At 67.9% G+C, this 16,690-nt stretch carries 17 protein-coding genes, 1 pseudogene and 1 riboswitch; of the genes and pseudogenes, 10 read left to right on the forward strand and 8 right to left on the reverse strand.

Translation table 11 applies throughout. From position 1 onward, the window contains the following. Positions 1 to 23 precede the first annotated feature (23 nt). Together DYE23_RS04930 and DYE23_RS04935 are read right to left on the reverse strand one after the other, a co-directional pair. A complete protein-coding gene (locus tag DYE23_RS04930) occupies positions 24 to 605 on the reverse strand; it encodes an ATPase (protein ID WP_115326660.1) in 582 nt (193 codons plus the stop codon). A 34-nt stretch (positions 606 to 639) separates the two neighbouring features. Next, positions 640 to 1,029 carry a TA system antitoxin ParD family protein gene (locus DYE23_RS04935; protein WP_115326661.1) on the reverse strand — a complete coding sequence of 130 codons (390 nt, stop codon included), beginning with the start codon at positions 1,027 to 1,029 and terminating at the stop codon, positions 640 to 642. A 260-nt stretch (positions 1,030 to 1,289) separates the two neighbouring features. Between DYE23_RS04935 and DYE23_RS04940 the strand changes: the two genes are divergently transcribed. The 6 genes and pseudogenes from DYE23_RS04940 to DYE23_RS04965 all read left to right on the forward strand — a co-directional run bounded on the left by DYE23_RS04940 (position 1,290) and on the right by DYE23_RS04965 (position 6,950). Next, complete coding sequence (locus tag DYE23_RS04940) at positions 1,290 to 2,093, forward strand: hypothetical protein (RefSeq protein ID WP_115326662.1); 804 nt, start codon at positions 1,290 to 1,292, stop codon at positions 2,091 to 2,093. Positions 2,094 to 2,163: 70 nt separating this feature from the next. Beyond that, entirely contained in the window at positions 2,164 to 3,021 is an 858-nt protein-coding gene (locus DYE23_RS31245) for a hypothetical protein (RefSeq protein ID WP_235660334.1), read from the forward strand. Between the two features lie 82 nt (positions 3,022 to 3,103). Continuing rightward, positions 3,104 to 3,343 (forward strand): AbrB/MazE/SpoVT family DNA-binding domain-containing protein, encoded by a 240-nt coding sequence (locus DYE23_RS04950; RefSeq protein WP_115326663.1) that lies wholly within the window; start codon positions 3,104 to 3,106, stop codon positions 3,341 to 3,343. After that, positions 3,340 to 3,774: a PIN domain-containing protein gene (locus tag DYE23_RS04955; protein ID WP_115326664.1), complete on the forward strand. Its 435-nt coding sequence runs from the start codon at positions 3,340 to 3,342 to the stop codon at positions 3,772 to 3,774. The genes DYE23_RS04950 and DYE23_RS04955 overlap by 4 nt, the downstream gene beginning before the upstream one ends. 64 nt (positions 3,775 to 3,838) lie before the next feature. Next, a pseudogene (locus DYE23_RS04960) lies at positions 3,839 to 6,063 on the forward strand (S15 peptidase family protein). Between the two features lie 77 nt (positions 6,064 to 6,140). Further along, complete coding sequence (locus DYE23_RS04965; protein WP_115326665.1) at positions 6,141 to 6,950, forward strand: DUF1206 domain-containing protein; 810 nt, start codon at positions 6,141 to 6,143, stop codon at positions 6,948 to 6,950. Positions 6,951 to 6,958: 8 nt separating this feature from the next. Here the strand turns inward: DYE23_RS04965 and DYE23_RS04970 are convergent, their stop codons facing one another. From DYE23_RS04970 to DYE23_RS04985, 4 genes are all read right to left on the reverse strand, one after another. Further along, positions 6,959 to 7,372 (reverse strand): PIN domain nuclease, encoded by a 414-nt coding sequence (locus tag DYE23_RS04970; protein WP_115326666.1) that lies wholly within the window; start codon positions 7,370 to 7,372, stop codon positions 6,959 to 6,961. Then, positions 7,363 to 7,590, reverse strand: coding sequence for a type II toxin-antitoxin system VapB family antitoxin (vapB, locus tag DYE23_RS04975; RefSeq protein WP_041800407.1), 228 nt, complete (start codon positions 7,588 to 7,590; stop codon positions 7,363 to 7,365). The genes DYE23_RS04970 and vapB overlap by 10 nt, the downstream gene beginning before the upstream one ends. Before the next feature lie 89 nt (positions 7,591 to 7,679). After that, positions 7,680 to 8,657 (reverse strand): ERCC4 domain-containing protein, encoded by a 978-nt coding sequence (locus DYE23_RS04980; protein WP_115326667.1) that lies wholly within the window; start codon positions 8,655 to 8,657, stop codon positions 7,680 to 7,682. A gap of 103 nt (positions 8,658 to 8,760) precedes the next feature. After that, positions 8,761 to 9,306 carry a hypothetical protein gene (locus tag DYE23_RS04985; protein WP_235660335.1) on the reverse strand — a complete coding sequence of 182 codons (546 nt, stop codon included), beginning with the start codon at positions 9,304 to 9,306 and terminating at the stop codon, positions 8,761 to 8,763. A 63-nt stretch (positions 9,307 to 9,369) separates the two neighbouring features. Further along, positions 9,370 to 9,481, reverse strand: a riboswitch (SAM riboswitch). 344 nt (positions 9,482 to 9,825) lie between these two features. Here DYE23_RS04985 and DYE23_RS04990 point away from each other — a divergent pair. Then, positions 9,826 to 11,556 (forward strand): VanW family protein, encoded by a 1,731-nt coding sequence (locus DYE23_RS04990; RefSeq protein ID WP_115326668.1) that lies wholly within the window; start codon positions 9,826 to 9,828, stop codon positions 11,554 to 11,556. 127 nt (positions 11,557 to 11,683) lie between these two features. Next, entirely contained in the window at positions 11,684 to 12,835 is a 1,152-nt protein-coding gene (locus tag DYE23_RS04995) for a CaiB/BaiF CoA transferase family protein (RefSeq protein WP_099962498.1), read from the forward strand. Positions 12,836 to 12,841: 6 nt separating this feature from the next. Here DYE23_RS04995 and DYE23_RS05000 read toward each other — a convergent pair whose 3' ends face one another. Continuing rightward, positions 12,842 to 13,144 (reverse strand): DUF732 domain-containing protein, encoded by a 303-nt coding sequence (locus tag DYE23_RS05000; protein ID WP_099962499.1) that lies wholly within the window; start codon positions 13,142 to 13,144, stop codon positions 12,842 to 12,844. 509 nt (positions 13,145 to 13,653) lie between these two features. Between DYE23_RS05000 and DYE23_RS05010 the strand changes: the two genes are divergently transcribed. Then, complete coding sequence (locus DYE23_RS05010; RefSeq protein ID WP_115326669.1) at positions 13,654 to 14,748, forward strand: hypothetical protein; 1,095 nt, start codon at positions 13,654 to 13,656, stop codon at positions 14,746 to 14,748. A gap of 9 nt (positions 14,749 to 14,757) precedes the next feature. Beyond that, on the forward strand, positions 14,758 to 15,678 hold the full coding sequence (locus DYE23_RS05015) for a DUF732 domain-containing protein (protein WP_115326670.1): 921 nt from the start codon (positions 14,758 to 14,760) through the stop codon (positions 15,676 to 15,678). Here DYE23_RS05015 and DYE23_RS05020 read toward each other — a convergent pair. After that, positions 15,627 to 16,685, reverse strand: coding sequence for a metallophosphoesterase (locus DYE23_RS05020; protein ID WP_011896004.1), 1,059 nt, complete (start codon positions 16,683 to 16,685; stop codon positions 15,627 to 15,629). The genes DYE23_RS05015 and DYE23_RS05020 overlap by 52 nt on opposite strands. Positions 16,686 to 16,690 lie beyond the last annotated feature (5 nt).

Raw genomic sequence — 16,690 nt, forward strand, 5'->3', positions numbered from 1 at the left:
AGATGTGCGGGACGGGTCCTCCGTCACCCGCCTGGCCAACGGTTGGCGAGCGGGGCCGGTGTCCAGTCGGGCCACAAGACCGAACCCACTGCGATGCCGGCAGTGAGCTGAGCGACGATGCGTGGACCCCGGATCGCGCTGTTGTCGTAGAACGTTGCCTCGTCCGCACGGTCGGCCGCGGTGGCGACCAGATCCCAGAGCCGTTGATAGCGCTGCCGGATCTTGGATTCGGGGACGTCATGGCCACCGGCCCGCACGCGATGTCGGACACGTTGCACGGCAAGGTCTTCCGGGATCAACACCGCGTGCAAGACGATCGTGTAGTCCGCGGCGTGGGCGATGTCGAGAAGTTCCAGTTTCGAGGGGTGGGAGAACACGGTCTCGGCGATGAAGGACTCGCCGAGTTCGATGAGCCGTGCGCGAGTGTTGGCGGCAATCCGCGCTGCCTCGTAGCTGTGCCCGGCGGGATCGTCGGGCCAGCGTCGCTTGGCGATCTCATCGGCGTTCACGAAGAAGCTGCGCGGCAGCAGCGGCGCGAGGGTCAGCTCGATGAACGTGGATTTGCCCGCGCCGTTGGATCCGACGACGAGGTCGAGGCGCTTCACGGTGCCGACGTCATGGCCGCAGCGAGAAGTTGCCTCACACGCCGCGGCCCAGCCGTACCGAACTGCCGTCCGGTGCGTACTGAACGATCTCGCCATCCTCGTCGAGCGCCACCGTGGTGACTCCTCGCGCGGCCAATACCGCGCCGTAATCGGCGCTCACGAGCCGTTCCTGGATCGCCGCGGAGATCTCGGCGTTGAAGACGACACCTTCCTCGTCGGTCAGATCCCGGAGGGGAACATCGCCGGCAAGGGCAGCTTCGACCTTGCGGCGCGCCACGCTGTGCTGAGTGGAGACCGCGCGTCCGACCCGCGCCCAGTGGTCCAGCTGCTGTTTCGCCGACCTGCTCTGACGTGCGCCTTCGGCGGCGGCGCTGTCCATCAGATCCGCGGCGACCCTGGTCACACGGTCGGCCGTGTTGGACATGGAACCCTCCGCTGTAGCAATGTGATACACCTGCAGCAGAATGCTACACCCTGGCCCGGCTGGCCGAGGCTAACCCGATCTCAGCGCCGCCGGTAGCCGCATGTGCCGACAATGTGTCGTAGGCGCCGTTTAGCCTTGGCAGAAAGCGCCGTCAGGGGGCGGCGCCGTAGGGCGGGGTGGGGACCTATGGCCAGGTATGAAGCTGACTGTCTGAGGTGTGTCGAGGAACGACGAGTCACCGAAGGCACGGTGATCTGCTGATGAGCAAGAAAGGCTCGTCGGACGGCTCGAGCGTCGTCGGCGGCTTCATCTTCGTCGTGATCGTCCTCATCGCGATGGTCCCGAAGCCGGTCTGGATCACCCTGGGTATCGTCGCCGCGGCGGTGCTCGTGACCTGGATCGTCTATCGCATCGTCGTGGCAGTGGAGGCACACCGCGCCGCCGAAGAAGAACGTGAACGCGTCGAACGCGCACAGCAGGCTGCCGCTCAGAAACGTGAGCGTGAAGAACGCGCGCGCAAGGCAAAGCAACGGCGCATCGACACCCTCGGCAAACAGAACGCAGCACGCGTGGAATCCACATTGAGCGCGGTCCAAAGGGTCAAGGCGTCCGAAGCAGCCCGCACGGGATGGCTCGGTGAGGTCGACTTCAGCGCCGACATCAAGAGCATCACGGAGAACTTCGAGAAAGCACACGCACTCCGGGCGGTGACGAGCAAGCTTTCGGCCCTGGACAAGCCCAACGCCGATGACAAGAAGATCTTGGACGAGGCGAAGACAGCGATAGCGGCCCTCGAAGGCGCCGCGATCGAGCGAGTAACACTGATCGAGAAGTGCGCCACCGAAGCGCAACTCATCGACAAAACGCTTCGGACGGAACGAGACGATGCGCGTATTGCCGCACAGCGCGCCGAGCTGCACGGAAAGTTGAGCGGAATGCTGTACGGCATCGAGGCGGCACCTCCCGCCGCTCCGAGCGATTCAGCGGCGGCCGCAGTAATGGCGCGGGTGCAGGCATACCGGGAGATCAAGAGCCAGATCGAACGGGCCCGAGAGGACGGATGAGCGCGCGAGAGCGCCGCCAATCGACGCTTCGCCGACCGTGAATTGTCATACCCCACTGAGATAATGGCTTGTGTCGCAAACGATCCACCACCGCCTCCACGTCCTGGAAGCCGCCGACTGGAAGGCCGGCGTCATCACGATCCTGGAGTCGGACTCGCCCTACCTGCCGTGGCGGTACGCCTTTGGTGAAGCCCGCCCGGGCGACTACGCGATGCTTGTGCTCGGCACCGACCCGGTCTCCGTCCTCACTGTGCTGGCCCGCATCGGCGACGACGGCGGCCTCGACACCGCCTTGCTGGACACGCGCCGGCATCGCGCCGACGTGGTCGACCTGGTCACCCTGGCGATGCTGCTCGACCTCGACGACGCCTTCACGACCTGGCGACTCGACGGCGCCGCCGCCGAACGGGTAATCCTTGCGTTGCACGAAAGCCCGGTCCACGGCCGACCCCGGAATCGGTGGGGCCACTCCTCGATGGTGGCGGCACGGAACCTGTTGGCCTTCAACGGGTACTGCCACGCCTGCGGAGACCCGATCGACCTGCGCGGCGACGACGCCCGCGACAACATTCATGTCCACACTGCGGATCCGCTACTGCGCCCCGATCCGCCCTCGCCGTTTCGCGCCCCGGACGGTCCCGGCCGTCGACGACCCCACATGTCGTTGACCCGCGAGTCGGCCACCGACTGGCCGGCCCTGCTGTGCCGCTTCTGCCATCACGGCATGCGCGACGGCGGGTTCACCTCATTCGTCGCATTCCAGTTCGCCCAACACCCAGAATGCCCGCAGTGCGGGGGCGGACGCACCCAGCACATCGGGTACGGCATGCCCAACGACCCCGAGGAATGGGGGCCCTGGTCTTACTTGGGTGGTTGTTGCCTGAAGGACGAGAAGTGGCACTGCACCTATTGCGGACACCGGTGGTGATCGCACCCGTTCGTGCCCTGCGAAGGCCAGGGTGGTCAGCACGCCGCACCGATGAATGGGATTAGATTGGTACCATAATCCCATGGAAGCTGTCATCGACTCGGGCGGTCGCATCGTCCTGCCCAAGCAACTACGAGATGCGTTGGGCTTAGTGCCTGGTTCGAAGGTTGACATCTCTGCTTACGGTGGCGGTCTGCAGGTGCTACCTGGTGGTCGGACCGCCCGGGTGGAGCGGGATGAGGACGGACGCCTGGTTGCCCGCGCGGAGACCGCTGTCACCGACGAGATGATGTTCTCCATCATCGATTCCGGTCGGCGGTGACGACCGCGTCCGTCGCGGCAGTCGATACGAGCGTCGCGGTGCCACTGCTCGTCGCTTCGCATCAGAACCACGGCCCGGTCGCGAGGTGGGCGAAGGGGCGGGTACTCGGACTCAGCGGGCATGCGCTGGCCGAGACGTATGCGGTTCTCACGCGACTGCCCGGTGATGCCCGTGTCGCACCCGCCGACGCCGCGATGCTGATCGACGAGAATTTCGCCGAGTCGTTCCCGCTCGGAGTTCGTGCTGCACGCGCCGCTCATCGCGAGTTCGCTCGACTGGGTATCGCCGGTGGCGCTACCTACGACGCATTGGTGGCGGTCGCAGCGCGCGAACGTGGCGCCGTCTTGTTCACCCGCGACGCACGTGCGCGGTGGACCTATGAAGCACTCGGTGTCCGCACCGCGATTTTGGCCGACGACCTGCACTCCTGATCAATCCGCATTCTCGCGCTCGATTTCCCGAACACCTCAAGCCGCCACCTCGAAGCCGGTAAGCATGATCCCTGTGCGCGCAGGTACATATGTGGGTCGGGTCGGCGGTCTCGCGGTCGCACTGGGAATCGGTGCCGCTGTCCTGGTCGGGGCAGGTGCGTCCGCGGCCGACGACGACACCGGGTCGTCGCAGTCCGAGACGTCCCAGTCCTTGAAGTCCGCGACCCAAGACTCGGACCCGGCACCAACCGGCAATACCGCCGACGATTCGTCCGAGGAAGCCTCAGAGGCAGACTCCACCGCCGCGTCATCTGATGATGACACCGCTGCCGAGGAAACCACCGAGGAGGACACCGTCGTCGACGACTCCGACGCTGAGCTGGTCACCGAAGATGATGCGGCAGAGCAGGATCCGGACGAACCGAAGCCCTCCAAGGTCACCACCGCGCGGCTCACCCGCACCACGGCCGTCGCCGAGGACACCGACCCCGAAGTCCCTGCCGCCCCCGCGGTCACCTCACTGCTCACCTCTGTCGCCGCCGCGGGCCGAGAGGCCACCCAGGAACCGTCCAGTGACCAGGCCGCCACCGCCGACGCCTCGCAGTACGAGATCCCGACCGACGTCGTCGTCACCGAATGGACCCCGCCGCTGGAATGGCTCCAGCAGATCCCGCTGTTCGGCCGCTTCGTGATGACCCCACTGGTCGGTCTGCTGCACAACATCCCGCTCATCGGCGACGTCCTTCACCCCGTGTTCGGCTTCCCGATCGACCATGACGCCCCACCCGGAACACCGCGGGCGCGCAGCTTCCGCGTCACCTCCTTCGACGGCACCCGCATCTTCGTCAACTTCATGCCCGCCAAGGGACTACAGGCCGGCGAGAGCGCGCCGACCATCCTCAACGGCCCCGGGGTGTCGCTGCCCGGATCCACCACGCTCGAACTCGACGTCGACAGCCTGCTGCCCGACGACGTCATCGGCATCGGCGCGCACGCACCGCAGGCTACAACGTCGTCACCTGGGACCCGCGCGGCGAATGGCGCTCCGAAGGCCGGATGCAACTGCAGTCCCCGGACTTCGAGGGCCGCGACGTCTCGCACATCATCAGCTACCTCGCCACCCTCGACGAGGTGCAGACCGTCGGCGGCGACCCGAAGATCGGCATGGTCGGCGCCTCCTACGGCGGTGGCATCCAATTGTCCACCGCGACAATCGATCACCGTATCGATGCGATCGTTCCGACCATCGCGTGGAACAGCCTGGCCCACTCCCTGTTCCCGAACGGCGCGGTCCGCAACGGGTGGGGGACCATCCTGAGCACGGCGCTGATCCTGACCTTGTCGCGGCCCAACGAGCGGGTGCTGCCGGCCACCATCGCCGGCGTACTGACCGGCAAGGTGCAGCAGTCCGACCTCGACATGTTCGAATCGCTGAACTTCGCCGACCGTCTCGCCAACATCACCGCGCCGACCCTGCTCGTCCAGGGCACCGTCGACACGCTGCTGCCGCTGTCGCAGGCCGACCTGAACGCCCGGGCGCTCCTCGCGGCCGGCACCACGACGAAGGTGGTCTGGTACTGCGGCGGCCACGGCGCCTGCCTGAGCAGCGTCAACAACGGCGACCTCGTCGTCGACCGCACTTTGGACTGGCTCGACCGCCACGTCAAGGGCGAGGACATCGACACCGGCGCCCAGTTCGAGTGGGTCGACCAGCACGGCGACTGGTACTCCTCGGACACCTACCCGGCGGCGCAGGACCCGACGCCGATCACCGCGCAGCGCTCCGAGGACCAGTCGATGCTGTACTTCCCGTTCGTCGGCGGCTCGGGGCCCAACCCGTCGATCATCACCCGCGGTCTGATCGCCACGCTGCTCGGCCTGCCGTCCGGGGCGCCCGCCGTCAACGCGGTGAACCTGACGGTGACCGCGCCCGACGACGCCGAGACCACGCACGTCGTCGGCGCCCCGGAGGTGACGCTGACCTATTCGGGCACCGGCACCGCCAAGCACGTCTGGGCGCAGATCGTCGACGACGAGACCGGACTCGTGCTCGGCAATCACACCACGCCCATTCCCGTCCAGCTCGACGGGCAGACCCACACCGTGACCGTCCCGCTGGAGCAGGTCGCGCACACGCTCGCGCCGGGGCAGACGCTGACGGTGCAGATCGTGACATCGTCCTTCGCTTTCCTGAACTTCTACTCCGGGGGCGCGATCACCATCGACGAGCTCAGCGTGCGACTGCCGACGCTGGCGGCCGGCGAGGCGTCGCAGACCGTCGCGGCGTAGAACGGGGCTCCCGGTTTCGGGAGCAGGGACGCGGGGTAACTGACGTCGGTGTTGCGGCGGGACCTGGTCACCAGGACATGAGTTTCAAGGGCGCGGTCAACCGGGCCACCGGTAGCCGCACCGTGGAATGGATCGCGCGCGCCGGCTACCCCGTCAACGGTCTGCTGCATCTGCTGATCGCCTACATCATCGCGAGGATCGCGTTCGGCTTCGCCGGCGAAGCCGACCAGACCGGCGCGCTGGCCACCCTCGCCGAGCAGCGGGGCGGAGCGACGTCGCTGTGGGTCGTCGCTCTCGGACTCGTCGCACTCGCGATGTGGCGGCTCGCCGAGACGGTGGTGGGTCTGCATCCCGGCGAGCACAGCTACGCCCACTTGCGCGACGCTCCACTCATCAACCGGCTCAAGGCCTTCGGGCTGGCACTGGTGTATCTGGCGCTGGCGTTCACCGCCGCGCAGTTCGCGCTCGGCGTGGGGAGAAAGGGCACCGAGCGGGCCGAGGGTCTGAGCGCCCGATTGATGCAGACCGGCGAGGGCAAGGCCGTCCTGGTGGCCATCGGCCTCGCCATCGGCGCGTTCGGCGCCTACTTCGTCTACAAGGGTGCGTGGCGGAAGTTCTACGGCGACCTCACGGTGCCGGGTGGACGGCTGCTCACCGTCCTCGGTGTGTGTGGACACGTCGCCGAGGGCGTGGTGCTGATCGCGGCCGGACTGTCGGTGATCGGCGCGTCGTTCCTGCGTGACCCGAGCCGGGCCACCGGTCTGGACGCCGCCGTCGAGGCGGTCGGGAGGGCGCAGTTCGGGCAGGTACTGCTGCTCGTGGCGGCGGCGGGGTTCGCCGCCTACGGGCTCTACCAGTTCGCGTTGACGCGGTACTCGCGGATGTGAGTGCGGGGTCACCCCATTCGCAGCGCCTCGACTGGTTGTCCGGTGGTGCCGGCAATCAGGTCGAAGTCCTTGTCGAGGTGGAGGACGGTCAATCCGGCCTGCTCTGCTGTGGCGGCGACGAGTAGGTCGGGAATCGATGGTGCGCGGTGCTTGCCGCGGTCGGCGAGGGTGAGTTGTACTTCCCGGGCGCGATCTTCGACGGTCGGTGTCATGTACTCGATGGGCATGAGTGTCAACGGCGGCGAAGCGACCTCGGAACGTGCCTGCTCCGCTGTGCGAAACGAATAGCCGATCTCAAGACGCGTGACCGTGCTGATGCGCACCAGCCCGCGGTCGATGCGCTCCATCCAGAGTTCGACGTCAGGTGACACAGCGAGCCGCGTGTATGCCGACTTGTCGATCAGCCATGGCCTCAGTGCCACGCGCCGTCCATCGCCTCGGGGTCGTCGAGGTCGGAGGCCGCAGCCGACGCGCGACGCAAATCGTCGATCGTCAACCGACCGCCGGAGTCGCTGCGCGGACGTTCGGCCTCGAAGCGCCGCCGGAGGTACTCCTGTCGCGATAAGCCCTGCGCCGCTGCGGCGGCATCGATATGCGCCACCGCTGCCTCCGACAGCCCTCGGATCAACACGTCAGCCATCCTATTGACCTCCTGATATCACAGATATCGTACGCCGTGACAGGAGTGGCCGGGAGCGGCAATCGCCCGGATGGCGCACTGGGCCGAGCTCACTCCGGGTGAGCGTCGCGCCATGCCTGCCAGACCTCAGGGCGCAGCCGGCCGCGACCGGGAACCGGTAACCCTGCGGAGCGGGCCCAGGCGCGCACGTCGGCGGTGCTTGGGCTGTCCGTCGGAGCCTGCACGGCGACGTCGATGCGTACCGGCGAAATACGCTGCAGCGCAGCAGCTTCAGTGACCGCCCAGGCATGGGCGGCGGCCAGGAAGCGGTAGGTCCACTCTTCGGCCAGGGGGCGGGTCTCGCAGAACACGATCGGTACGCTGTGCCACCGGACCTGCAATTCGGCCAGCCCGTCGGCGACCACGGCGGGACGGACCCGGTCGAGTTTGAACAGTTGCGAGTAGCGGTCCTCGACAACGATCGCCGCCCGCGGCAGTGCCGCCAGATCGGCGACCTGATAGCGCAGCCGGCCGGTGGTCAGGCTGGTCACCAGATCGGCCAGGGATTTGCGTTCGACGCTGGCGACCAGCGCACCGTCGACCTCCAGGCCGTAATCACCGCACGGCAGGGGCCTGGGCACGGTGATGCTCTGCTGGGTGGCGAACCGGTAGGCGTACCGCTCGTGGGTGTCGACGAGGATGTGCAACTGCTCCAGGCCTTGAGCGCGCGCGGTGGGCGTGCGCACATTCGGGCGGGCCTGCTTACGGGTGCGCGGTGACTGCCAGAACACCGCGTCGCGGCCCCGTGCGGTGGTGAACACCACTTGGGAGCGGTTCTCGCGGCCCCGCTGGGCGATCACGTCGATCGAGGCGCCCCGGCGTTGGCAGGACCGCAGCGGGATCCGTTCGACGATCTCCGGATCATCGGGCCATTCGTCAAGACCGACCGGGTGGCAGTACAGGGCCTTGACCCGCGGCCAGGTGTCCGACGTGCGAAACAGCAGGTCGCCGCCGGGCTGCGGCAGGCGCATCAAATAGTGCAGCCGGGATCCGTCGTCGGGGTTCCGCGCGATCAGCAACTCCACCACGCCCCGAGTGTGCCCGGTGCGGCGGGGTGTGGCACGCGGTTCCCGACGGCTTTCTGGCGGGCGAGGGGCCTCGCAGCCGCTGCGCTGATCGGCAGCCTTGTCGCTACAGCGGTGGCGGCACGAATTCCGGGCCGATCACGCGGGCGAAGGCATCCCGCGAGGCGCGCGGACCCGGCGGCCACTCCTGCTGCCATAACCGCAGCGGAACATCGGCCTCGGGATCGAATCTGCGTGCCAACCGCGCGAACTCGTCGTTGCGCCATTCCCGCAGCCGGCCGAAACCGTCCGCGAACCACGCCACCCGCTCGATCTGCTGCTGTCGGATATGGCGCGGGGCGCCGCACCGCACGGTGATCCCGTTCATGACGCTGTGCCGGCCTAGGGCGAACGGGCGGATTCCCCAGCCGGTCTCGACTGCTGAGTTGACGGCCCGGCAGTTCTCGCAGGCCAGCCACGACCAGCGCGACCGGCCGCCGGCTGTCGCCCGGAGGCAGATGACGCACAGGTCGCACTCCCGGGAGACGTCGGAGTCCGCCCATCGGACGGGACGCACCTCATCGCTGCAGGACTGCCACCGCACCTCCCCGGGTGCGTAGCGTCGCCCGCGCAGTTGAACGGGCCCGCGCAGCCCGCCGCACGGAATGTGCACGGACAGTTCGGTAATAGGTTGCTCTGACATCGTTCGCCGTTTCTGGCGACGCCGCATTCGGGCGTCCACCGCTTGCACGCACCGCGTGCCCGCTCTTCCCCTGGGGCACCGTGCGGTGGTCGCGCGGTTGCCGGGACGACGGGCCAGGTACCCGAACAGTCGTCCGCTCGTGAGCTGAAGCCAGAGTAATCCCGTGCTCCGACACGTTCGTCACTCACGCGACACCATCGACGCGCGGACCCCGAACGTCATCGCCAGATCCCACGGTGGGACACCCCACGTCGACGTCGACAGGGCCCCGCGGTCTGGGGTGCTCCTGCAATACCGATGCGGGTATACCCGCCCCAGGCTGCACCGACTCGCTCAGCAAAGGGGCGCACGCGAGCGACCGAGGGCCTTGGAGACGCCTGTAGCCAGGTCGCGGCCCGGCACCGTCGAGGACGAATCGGTACCCTGGCGAAGTGCGCTGTATGCCGTCGAGGGCAGGCAGCTCCATCGATGTGTTAAGGAACGAATGCCATGCGCGCCGACCGAGCGCAACCAAAGGTCATCACGGCGACCGCACCCGCCGGGCCGGCACGTCCCCGTCGCCGGCGGCTTCTGTGGACCCTGATCGCCGCGCCGTTCGCGCTGCTGGCCGTCGCCTACATCGGTGATCTGCTGTACAGCAAAGACCGGGTCGTCCGAGGCGTTACGGCCGCCGGTGTCCCGATCGGCGGGCTCACCCTGACCGACGCCGAGGACCGCCTGCGCGCTGAGGTCAGCCCGCGCGCGACGCGTCCGATCCCCGTCACCGCCGGTCCGGCCCGCGACGAGATCGATCCGGCATCAGCCGGTCTGACCGTCGACTGGCGCGCGACCGTCGAACAATCCGGCGCCCAACCGGTGAACCCGATCACCCGGCTCACGTCACTGTTCGAGACCCGCGAGATCGGCGTCGTCTCCACCGCCGACGACGACGCGCTCACCGCCGCCCTCGACCGACTCGACGAGACCATCGCGAAGGATCCGGTCGAAGGAACCGTGCGGTTCGACGGGCGCGAACCCGTCGCGGTCGACCCCGAGAACGGACTCCGCCTCGACGTCGACACCTCCGCAGACCTGCTCAAACGCGACTGGGCCACCGGCCGCACCATCGACCTGCCGATCGTCGAACCCGAGCCCGCCACAACGGCGTCCGACGTCCAGGAGGCCATCGACGACGTCGCCGCCCCGGCGGTCTCGGCACCGCTGGTCATCACCGGCGACGACGACACCCGCGCGACCGTCGACGAGGACGTCATCGCCGCGGCCATGACCTTCGACGTCGAGGACGGCGACATCCTGGCCACCGTCGACGAGAACGTCATCGTCGACGCCGCACGGCCCCAACTCGCCGACTCCGAGACACCGCGGCGCGACGCCACCCTCGACTTCGCCGTGTCCCCGCCGGCGAAGGTGCCGTCCGAAGACGGCCGTCGCATCGACTACGGCGAGACCCTCAACGACGTCATGGATGTGCTCACCAGCACCGACGACCGTGAGATCGCGGCGGTCTACGTCGACGACGCCGCGACGTTCACCACCGAGGACATCGCGAAGCTCGGCCCTGTCGAGGTCATCGGCGAGTTCCAGACCTCCGGATTCTCCGGTGCCTCCGGACGCAACATCAAACGTGCCGCCGAGGCGATCGACGGCATCGTCGTCGCGCCGGGGGAGACGTTCAGCCTCAACGGCGCCACCAACCCGCGCACCGCGGCCAACGGATACGTCGAGTCCGGCATCATCCTCAACGGCCGCCCGGACACCGGCGTCGGCGGTGGGGTGTCCCAGGTCGCCACCACCCTGTTCAACGCCGCGTACTTCGCGGGCATGGATCTCGTCGAGCACCAGGAGCACAGCTACTACATCAGCCGCTATCCGGCAGGCCGCGAGGCCACCGTGTTCGGCGACGAGATCGACGTGAAATTCCGCAACGACGGGCCGACGCCGGTGCAGATCCAGACCACATGGACGTCGTCGGCGATCACCGTGCAGCTGGTGGGGATCAAACGCTACGAGGTGTCCTCGGCACAGAGTCCCCGCTCGAAGCCGACCAGCCCCCGCACCATCACGATCCCCGCCGGTGAATCCTGCAGCGCCAGCGGCGGCGCGCCCGGTTTCACCATCACCGACACCCGCACGCTGCGCGACATCGTCACCGGGGACATCCGCACCGAATCCCACACCGTGCGCTACGACCCGATCCCCAAGGTGGTGTGCGGGGGCTGAGTACCCCTCGGGTGGCCGTCAACAAATGATGACGCAAGAAAAAGAAGACACCCCATGTTCTCCGGCGTTCCACTGAGCGCGCGACGCCCGTTTCGCTGCCAGACCGACCGTGCGTAAGGTTCCCGCCATGCCATCTGCGGGACCGCTGTCCGGAGTGAAAGTCGTCGACCTGACCGCCGTCGTCGCGGGGCCGTACTGCACCCAGATCATGGCCGACATGGGCGCCGACGTCGTCAAAGTCGAGGCGCCACAGGGGGATAACGCCCGCTACATCTCCGTCGGGCCGGAACCTGGCCTGAGTGGCGTGTTCACCAACGTCAACCGCGGCAAGCGCAGCGTCGTGCTCGACCTGCAGACCGACGCCGGAAAGGACGCCCTGCGTACGCTTGTCGCGCGCGCCGACGTGTTCATCCATTCGATGCGCGCCGCTGCGATCGCCAAGCTCGGCTTCGACTACGCGGCGGTCGCCGACCTCAACCCGTCGATCGTCTACACCAACTGTTACGGCTACGGCCGCACCGGACCCTATGCCGCCCGGCCCGCCTACGACGACACCATCCAGGCCGAGTGCGGACTGGCCGCGGTGCAGGAAGAGCTCACGGGCACAGCGGGTTACGTCGGTTCGATCATGGCCGACAAGATCTGCGGGCTGACCGCGGTGAACGCGACCATGATGGCGCTGTTCCACCGCGAGCGCACCGGCGAGGGCCAGGAGGTCGAAGTGCCGATGTTCGAGACCATGGCGGCGTTCATGTTGGTCGAACACGCCAACGGCGCCATGTTCGACCCGCCCCTGGGCCCTGCGCTGTACCCCCGCACCGTCGCGCGCAACCGCCGGCCCTACCAGACCAGCGACGGGCACCTCGCCGCGCTGATCTACAACGACAAGCAGTGGCAGGCGTTCATCGACGCGGTGAAGCCCGCCTGGGCCACCGACCGGTACGCGACCATGGCGGGCCGCGCCGCCGACATCGACACCGTCTACGGCCTGATCGGCGACGCACTGCGCGAGCGGACCACCGCCGAGTGGCTGGCGCTGTTCGACGAACTCGGCATCCCGGCCTCACCGCTGCGCAGCACCGGCGACCTGTTCACCGATCCGCACCTCGACGCGGTCGGATTCTTCGAGACCGTGCAGACCGGGCACGGCCCGGTGCGCTTTCCCGGTGTGCCCACCGGCTTTTCGCGCACACCCGGTCGGGTCCGCGGCGGCGCGCCCCGGCTCGGGGAGCACACCGCCGAAGTCCTCGCGGACTGGGGGCAGGAGCCGGTCAAGTAGGTCGGCTCACACGGGCGGGCAGTACGTCATGTTCGCGAGCACGACGTAGTCCGCGGCGGCTTCCCAGTCGAGGTCGGGATTGTCGCCCAACACGAAGCCGACGACCTGAGTGGGCGAGGTGCCGCGATCAAGTTCGCGGCACACGGCGTAGGCGTCATAGATCGTCGCGTACGGGTTGGAACTGGTGATTCCCACCTTCTGCAGCCGGTCGAGGAACACGGCATCCTCCGGCGAAGCCGAGGCGGGTGCGGCGAGTCCGACGGCAGCGACAGCCGCGATCCCCGCGGAGGCGGCACGTCGTGCGAACATCGCTCTGCCTTCCTCGTCGCGGACCTGAGGTCGACGGCCGGTAGCAAACGAACCTGCCGACCGAGGACCCTGCCTGTGCTGGGCATCCTAGCGCCGTCGGCCGACAGTGCCCAACCATGGCCGAGTGACTGACACAGCTAATTTTGCGGACGCAAGTATCCGGGAACGAATTTCGGCGCGGCCGTAACGTCGCGGACCTCGCCGACGACAGTAGTGATTGCAGTGACAATGCGGTTGTCCTGCGCCAGGGGGAATCGGGGATTCTCGGCCCGGTCGCCGTCTTCGTCGCGCTGACGGGGGTTGAGCGTGACGAATGTGGCTGAAGTGGCTGACCGGGCAACTGATGTTCGGTCGCCGGGCCAACGCGGGGTATCCCCGATTCCCTTTGTCGGTGGGCGAGCGCATCATCGTGACATGGGGTCGAAGCGACTGCCGTCAGGCAAATGTCGTGCAGACGCGGGGGAGCGCCGGGATCGCGGCGCGAGTGTTCGGCCGGTGGGGAATGAACGATGAGTGATGGATTCGACGGCGCGCCGATGGTGGTCTGCCCGCAAGGGCACCTCAACGCGTGGCACTACAAATTCTGCGGGCAGTGCGGGTCCCCGATCGGCGCTGTGGCCTTTCCCGACGACGACCCCGTGGAGGTCGAGCGTCGCCCACGACGTCGCGGTCTGCTGATCGGCGGGGCCGTCGCGACGGTCGTGGTGATCGCGGCGGCCGTGGCCGTCACCGTCTTGATGGCAGGGTCGTCCGGCGACGACGTCGCCGTCCCGCAACCCGGGGGTTTCGGTGCGGGGACGGTGGATCCGGCCGGCATGGTGCCCTCCTGCACGACGCCGCCGCTGGTTCAGGCCGAGTCGGTGGACATGACCGGCGACGGGATGACCGTCGACGCCGCGTTCATATCGCGCTGCGCGGGAGGCGACACCGAGGCCGCACCGTCAGCGAGGATCACCGTCGCCGACGGCGAACGGGATATCGCGGCCGGGATCTTCGACTTCTCCGCGGCGCCGCTGACCATGAAGCCGGGCGAGACCGCGCGGCGCACGCTGGTGTTCCCGGCGGGCATGTACTGGCGCACCACCGAGATGTTCTCCGGCGCTCCGCAACTGGTGTTCCACCCCGGTGAACAGGCTGACGCCACCACGGCGACGGTGTCCTCAGGCTCGGACCGGTTGGTCGCCCACGCAGTCGCCGAACCCGAGCACGGCAGCATCGACGGTGTCGCCGAGGCGGTGCTGCGTGAGTTGCGCGATGCCGACTACGGGTATGTGTCCGCATCGATCGCGAACCGATGGGTGCCCCAGATCAGTGCGAAGAAGGCCGGTCTGGTCGTCGACGGGGCGACGATCACCAGCGCCGACGTACTGCGCGATCACTACGACCTGAGGGCGAAGTACAGCGGCGCGCGCCTGGTGTCCTCGGCGCAGTGGAGTACCTTCGACTCGGACGACTTCTGGGTGACGGTGGTGGGGACGCCGAAACTGTCGCCCGCGGAGGCGAATGGGTGGTGCGATGCGAACGGGTTGGGCGTCGACGACTGTTTCGCGAAGTTCGTGAGCACGCTGTTCGGTGTTGAAGGCACCACGGCGTACCGGAAGTAGGTGGGACGGATGGGCTTCTGTGTGTTCTGCGGCGGTGCACTCACCGACGCGATGCGATGCCACTCCTGCGGTGCGGTGAACATCGCGGGCACCTGGCACGAATCCGCCTACTCCGGCGGGACGGGAGGCGGCTGGCAGCCCGACCCGACGGGTCGGCACGAGGGTCGCTACTTCGTCGGTGGCCAACCCACCGACCTCATTCGCGACGGCGGTGTCGAGGCGTTGGACCCGATGGGCAGGCACCAGCTGGAACCGGCCGGCGTTGACCATCTCCCGGTGTCGGCAGGCCGCCGCGGGCGGCGCGGCTGGATCGTGGCCGCCGCGGTGCTGGCCGTGCTGGCGATCGCCGGCGCCGGGGTGGGCGCGTACGCGTACGTCAACCGCGACCGCACGACCGTCGACGACCGCTACCTCGTGGCGCTCGAACAGTCGGGTTTCGCGGGGGAGTTCAACTCCGATGCGAACGCCGTCGCCCACGGCAAGCAGGTGTGCCGGGCGCTGGAGGGCGGCGGCCCGCAGCAGGGAATGCCGGCCGACGAGGTTGCGGTGCAGTACTTCTGCCCGCAGTTCGTCGAGGGCTTCCACGTGCTGGAGACGGCGACCATCACGGGCAGTTTCACGCTCAACGACGAGGATCCGAACCGGTACTCGCCGGCCATCGAGGTCGACGGCTCGTCGTGTGTGGGGGCGGGCGGCTACTCCGACGTCAACCCCGGAACGCCGGTGACGGTGAAGAACGGCAAGGGCGAAATCCTCACCACCACATACCTGGAGGACGGTCGAGGTGGTCGATTCCGGTGCACCTTCGGATTCACCTTCGAGGTGACCGAAGGCCAGGACCGCTACGTCGTCGCGGTCGGACGCCGCGGTGAGCTGAGCTATTCGTTCGACGAATTGCGGGCCGGCGGCGTGTCGTTGGTGCTGGGGTGAGCGGAGCCTGACCGCGGCGGGACCCCGACGTAGTGCTCCGGACGGATCGTCGGTTCACCCGACCAGCGGTACGCCGTCAGCGAGCCGCCCATCACCGCGCTGAAGTCCACGCACGCGGTGTAATCGGTCCAGTCGCCTCCGCGTTCGGGCTCACCGGAGCGCCAGTAGTGGCCGTAGAACACGGGAACCTGTGCGGTGTAGAGGTGCGGTGCACTCACAGCCGACACATCCAGGTCGGGCAGCGGCGGATAGGGCTTGTCGTCGACGGTGGTGTAGTTGCCCGCAACCTCCGACAGCTCGCGCAACGTGCGGGCGTCCCCGTTCCACCACCGCAACCGGGCGCTCTTTCGCGGGTGGCCGCCCTTGTCCTTGAACGGCTGCTGGCCGTGCGCCACCAAGCTGATCTCCGGACCCTTCAACAGCGTCTCCACCGCCGTGTAGAGCGGATCGCCCGGGGTGCTCGCCGCGATGAGATGCCGGACATCCGAAAACGGTGCGCTGGAACCGCATTCACGTTCCACCACCGCGATCGAGTCATCGTGCCAGCATGCGTGGACGATGCGCAGGCCACCGAGATCCAGCCACAATGGCAGGGTGGCGAACCACCGCAGGTAATGACTGCGCTCGGCGCCTCTGACCTGTTCCAGGAACGCCTGATGCTGGTCGGTGTTCTTCGCCGATCGCGGGTCGTCCGGGTCGTCGTGCGCCCGCAGGTACTTGCCGCTGCCGGGCGGCGACTCGGTGTGGTAGGCCAGGGCGTTGAATTCGTGGTTGCCCATCACGGCGTACGCACTGCCGCCGTCCACCATCGCCTTGACCACCTCAAGCGTGCGCACCTGCCCGGCGCCACGGTCGATGAGGTCGCCGACGAACACCGCCCGGCGCTGCGGATGGCGGTACTCGCCGCCTCGGCCGTCCTGTCGATAACCCAAGGTATGCAACAGCTTTTCCAGTTGTTCGGCACATCCGTGGATGTCACCGATGATGTCGTAGCCGCCGTCGGTCATGCGTC

The sequence above is a fragment of the Mycolicibacterium gilvum genome, assembly GCF_900454025.1.
GTDB classification, from domain to species: Bacteria; Actinomycetota; Actinomycetes; order Mycobacteriales; family Mycobacteriaceae; genus Mycobacterium; species Mycobacterium gilvum.

What these genes read in the sequence shown, in the direction of transcription:
- DYE23_RS04935 (WP_115326661.1), bottom strand. Translation starts at nt 1,029, where the DNA reads ATGTCCAACACGGCCGACCGTGTGACCAGGGTCGCCGCGGATCTGATG.
- DYE23_RS04940 (WP_115326662.1), top strand. Translation starts at nt 1,290, where the DNA reads ATGAGCAAGAAAGGCTCGTCGGACGGCTCGAGCGTCGTCGGCGGCTTC.
- DYE23_RS04950 (WP_115326663.1), top strand. Translation starts at nt 3,104, where the DNA reads ATGGAAGCTGTCATCGACTCGGGCGGTCGCATCGTCCTGCCCAAGCAA.
- DYE23_RS04965 (WP_115326665.1), top strand. Translation starts at nt 6,141, where the DNA reads ATGAGTTTCAAGGGCGCGGTCAACCGGGCCACCGGTAGCCGCACCGTG.
- vapB (WP_041800407.1), bottom strand. Translation starts at nt 7,590, where the DNA reads ATGGCTGACGTGTTGATCCGAGGGCTGTCGGAGGCAGCGGTGGCGCAT.
- DYE23_RS04990 (WP_115326668.1), top strand. Translation starts at nt 9,826, where the DNA reads ATGCGCGCCGACCGAGCGCAACCAAAGGTCATCACGGCGACCGCACCC.
- DYE23_RS04995 (WP_099962498.1), top strand. Translation starts at nt 11,684, where the DNA reads ATGCCATCTGCGGGACCGCTGTCCGGAGTGAAAGTCGTCGACCTGACC.
- DYE23_RS05000 (WP_099962499.1), bottom strand. Translation starts at nt 13,144, where the DNA reads ATGTTCGCACGACGTGCCGCCTCCGCGGGGATCGCGGCTGTCGCTGCC.
- DYE23_RS05010 (WP_115326669.1), top strand. Translation starts at nt 13,654, where the DNA reads ATGAGTGATGGATTCGACGGCGCGCCGATGGTGGTCTGCCCGCAAGGG.
- DYE23_RS05015 (WP_115326670.1), top strand. Translation starts at nt 14,758, where the DNA reads ATGGGCTTCTGTGTGTTCTGCGGCGGTGCACTCACCGACGCGATGCGA.
- DYE23_RS05020 (WP_011896004.1), bottom strand. Translation starts at nt 16,685, where the DNA reads ATGACCGACGGCGGCTACGACATCATCGGTGACATCCACGGATGTGCC.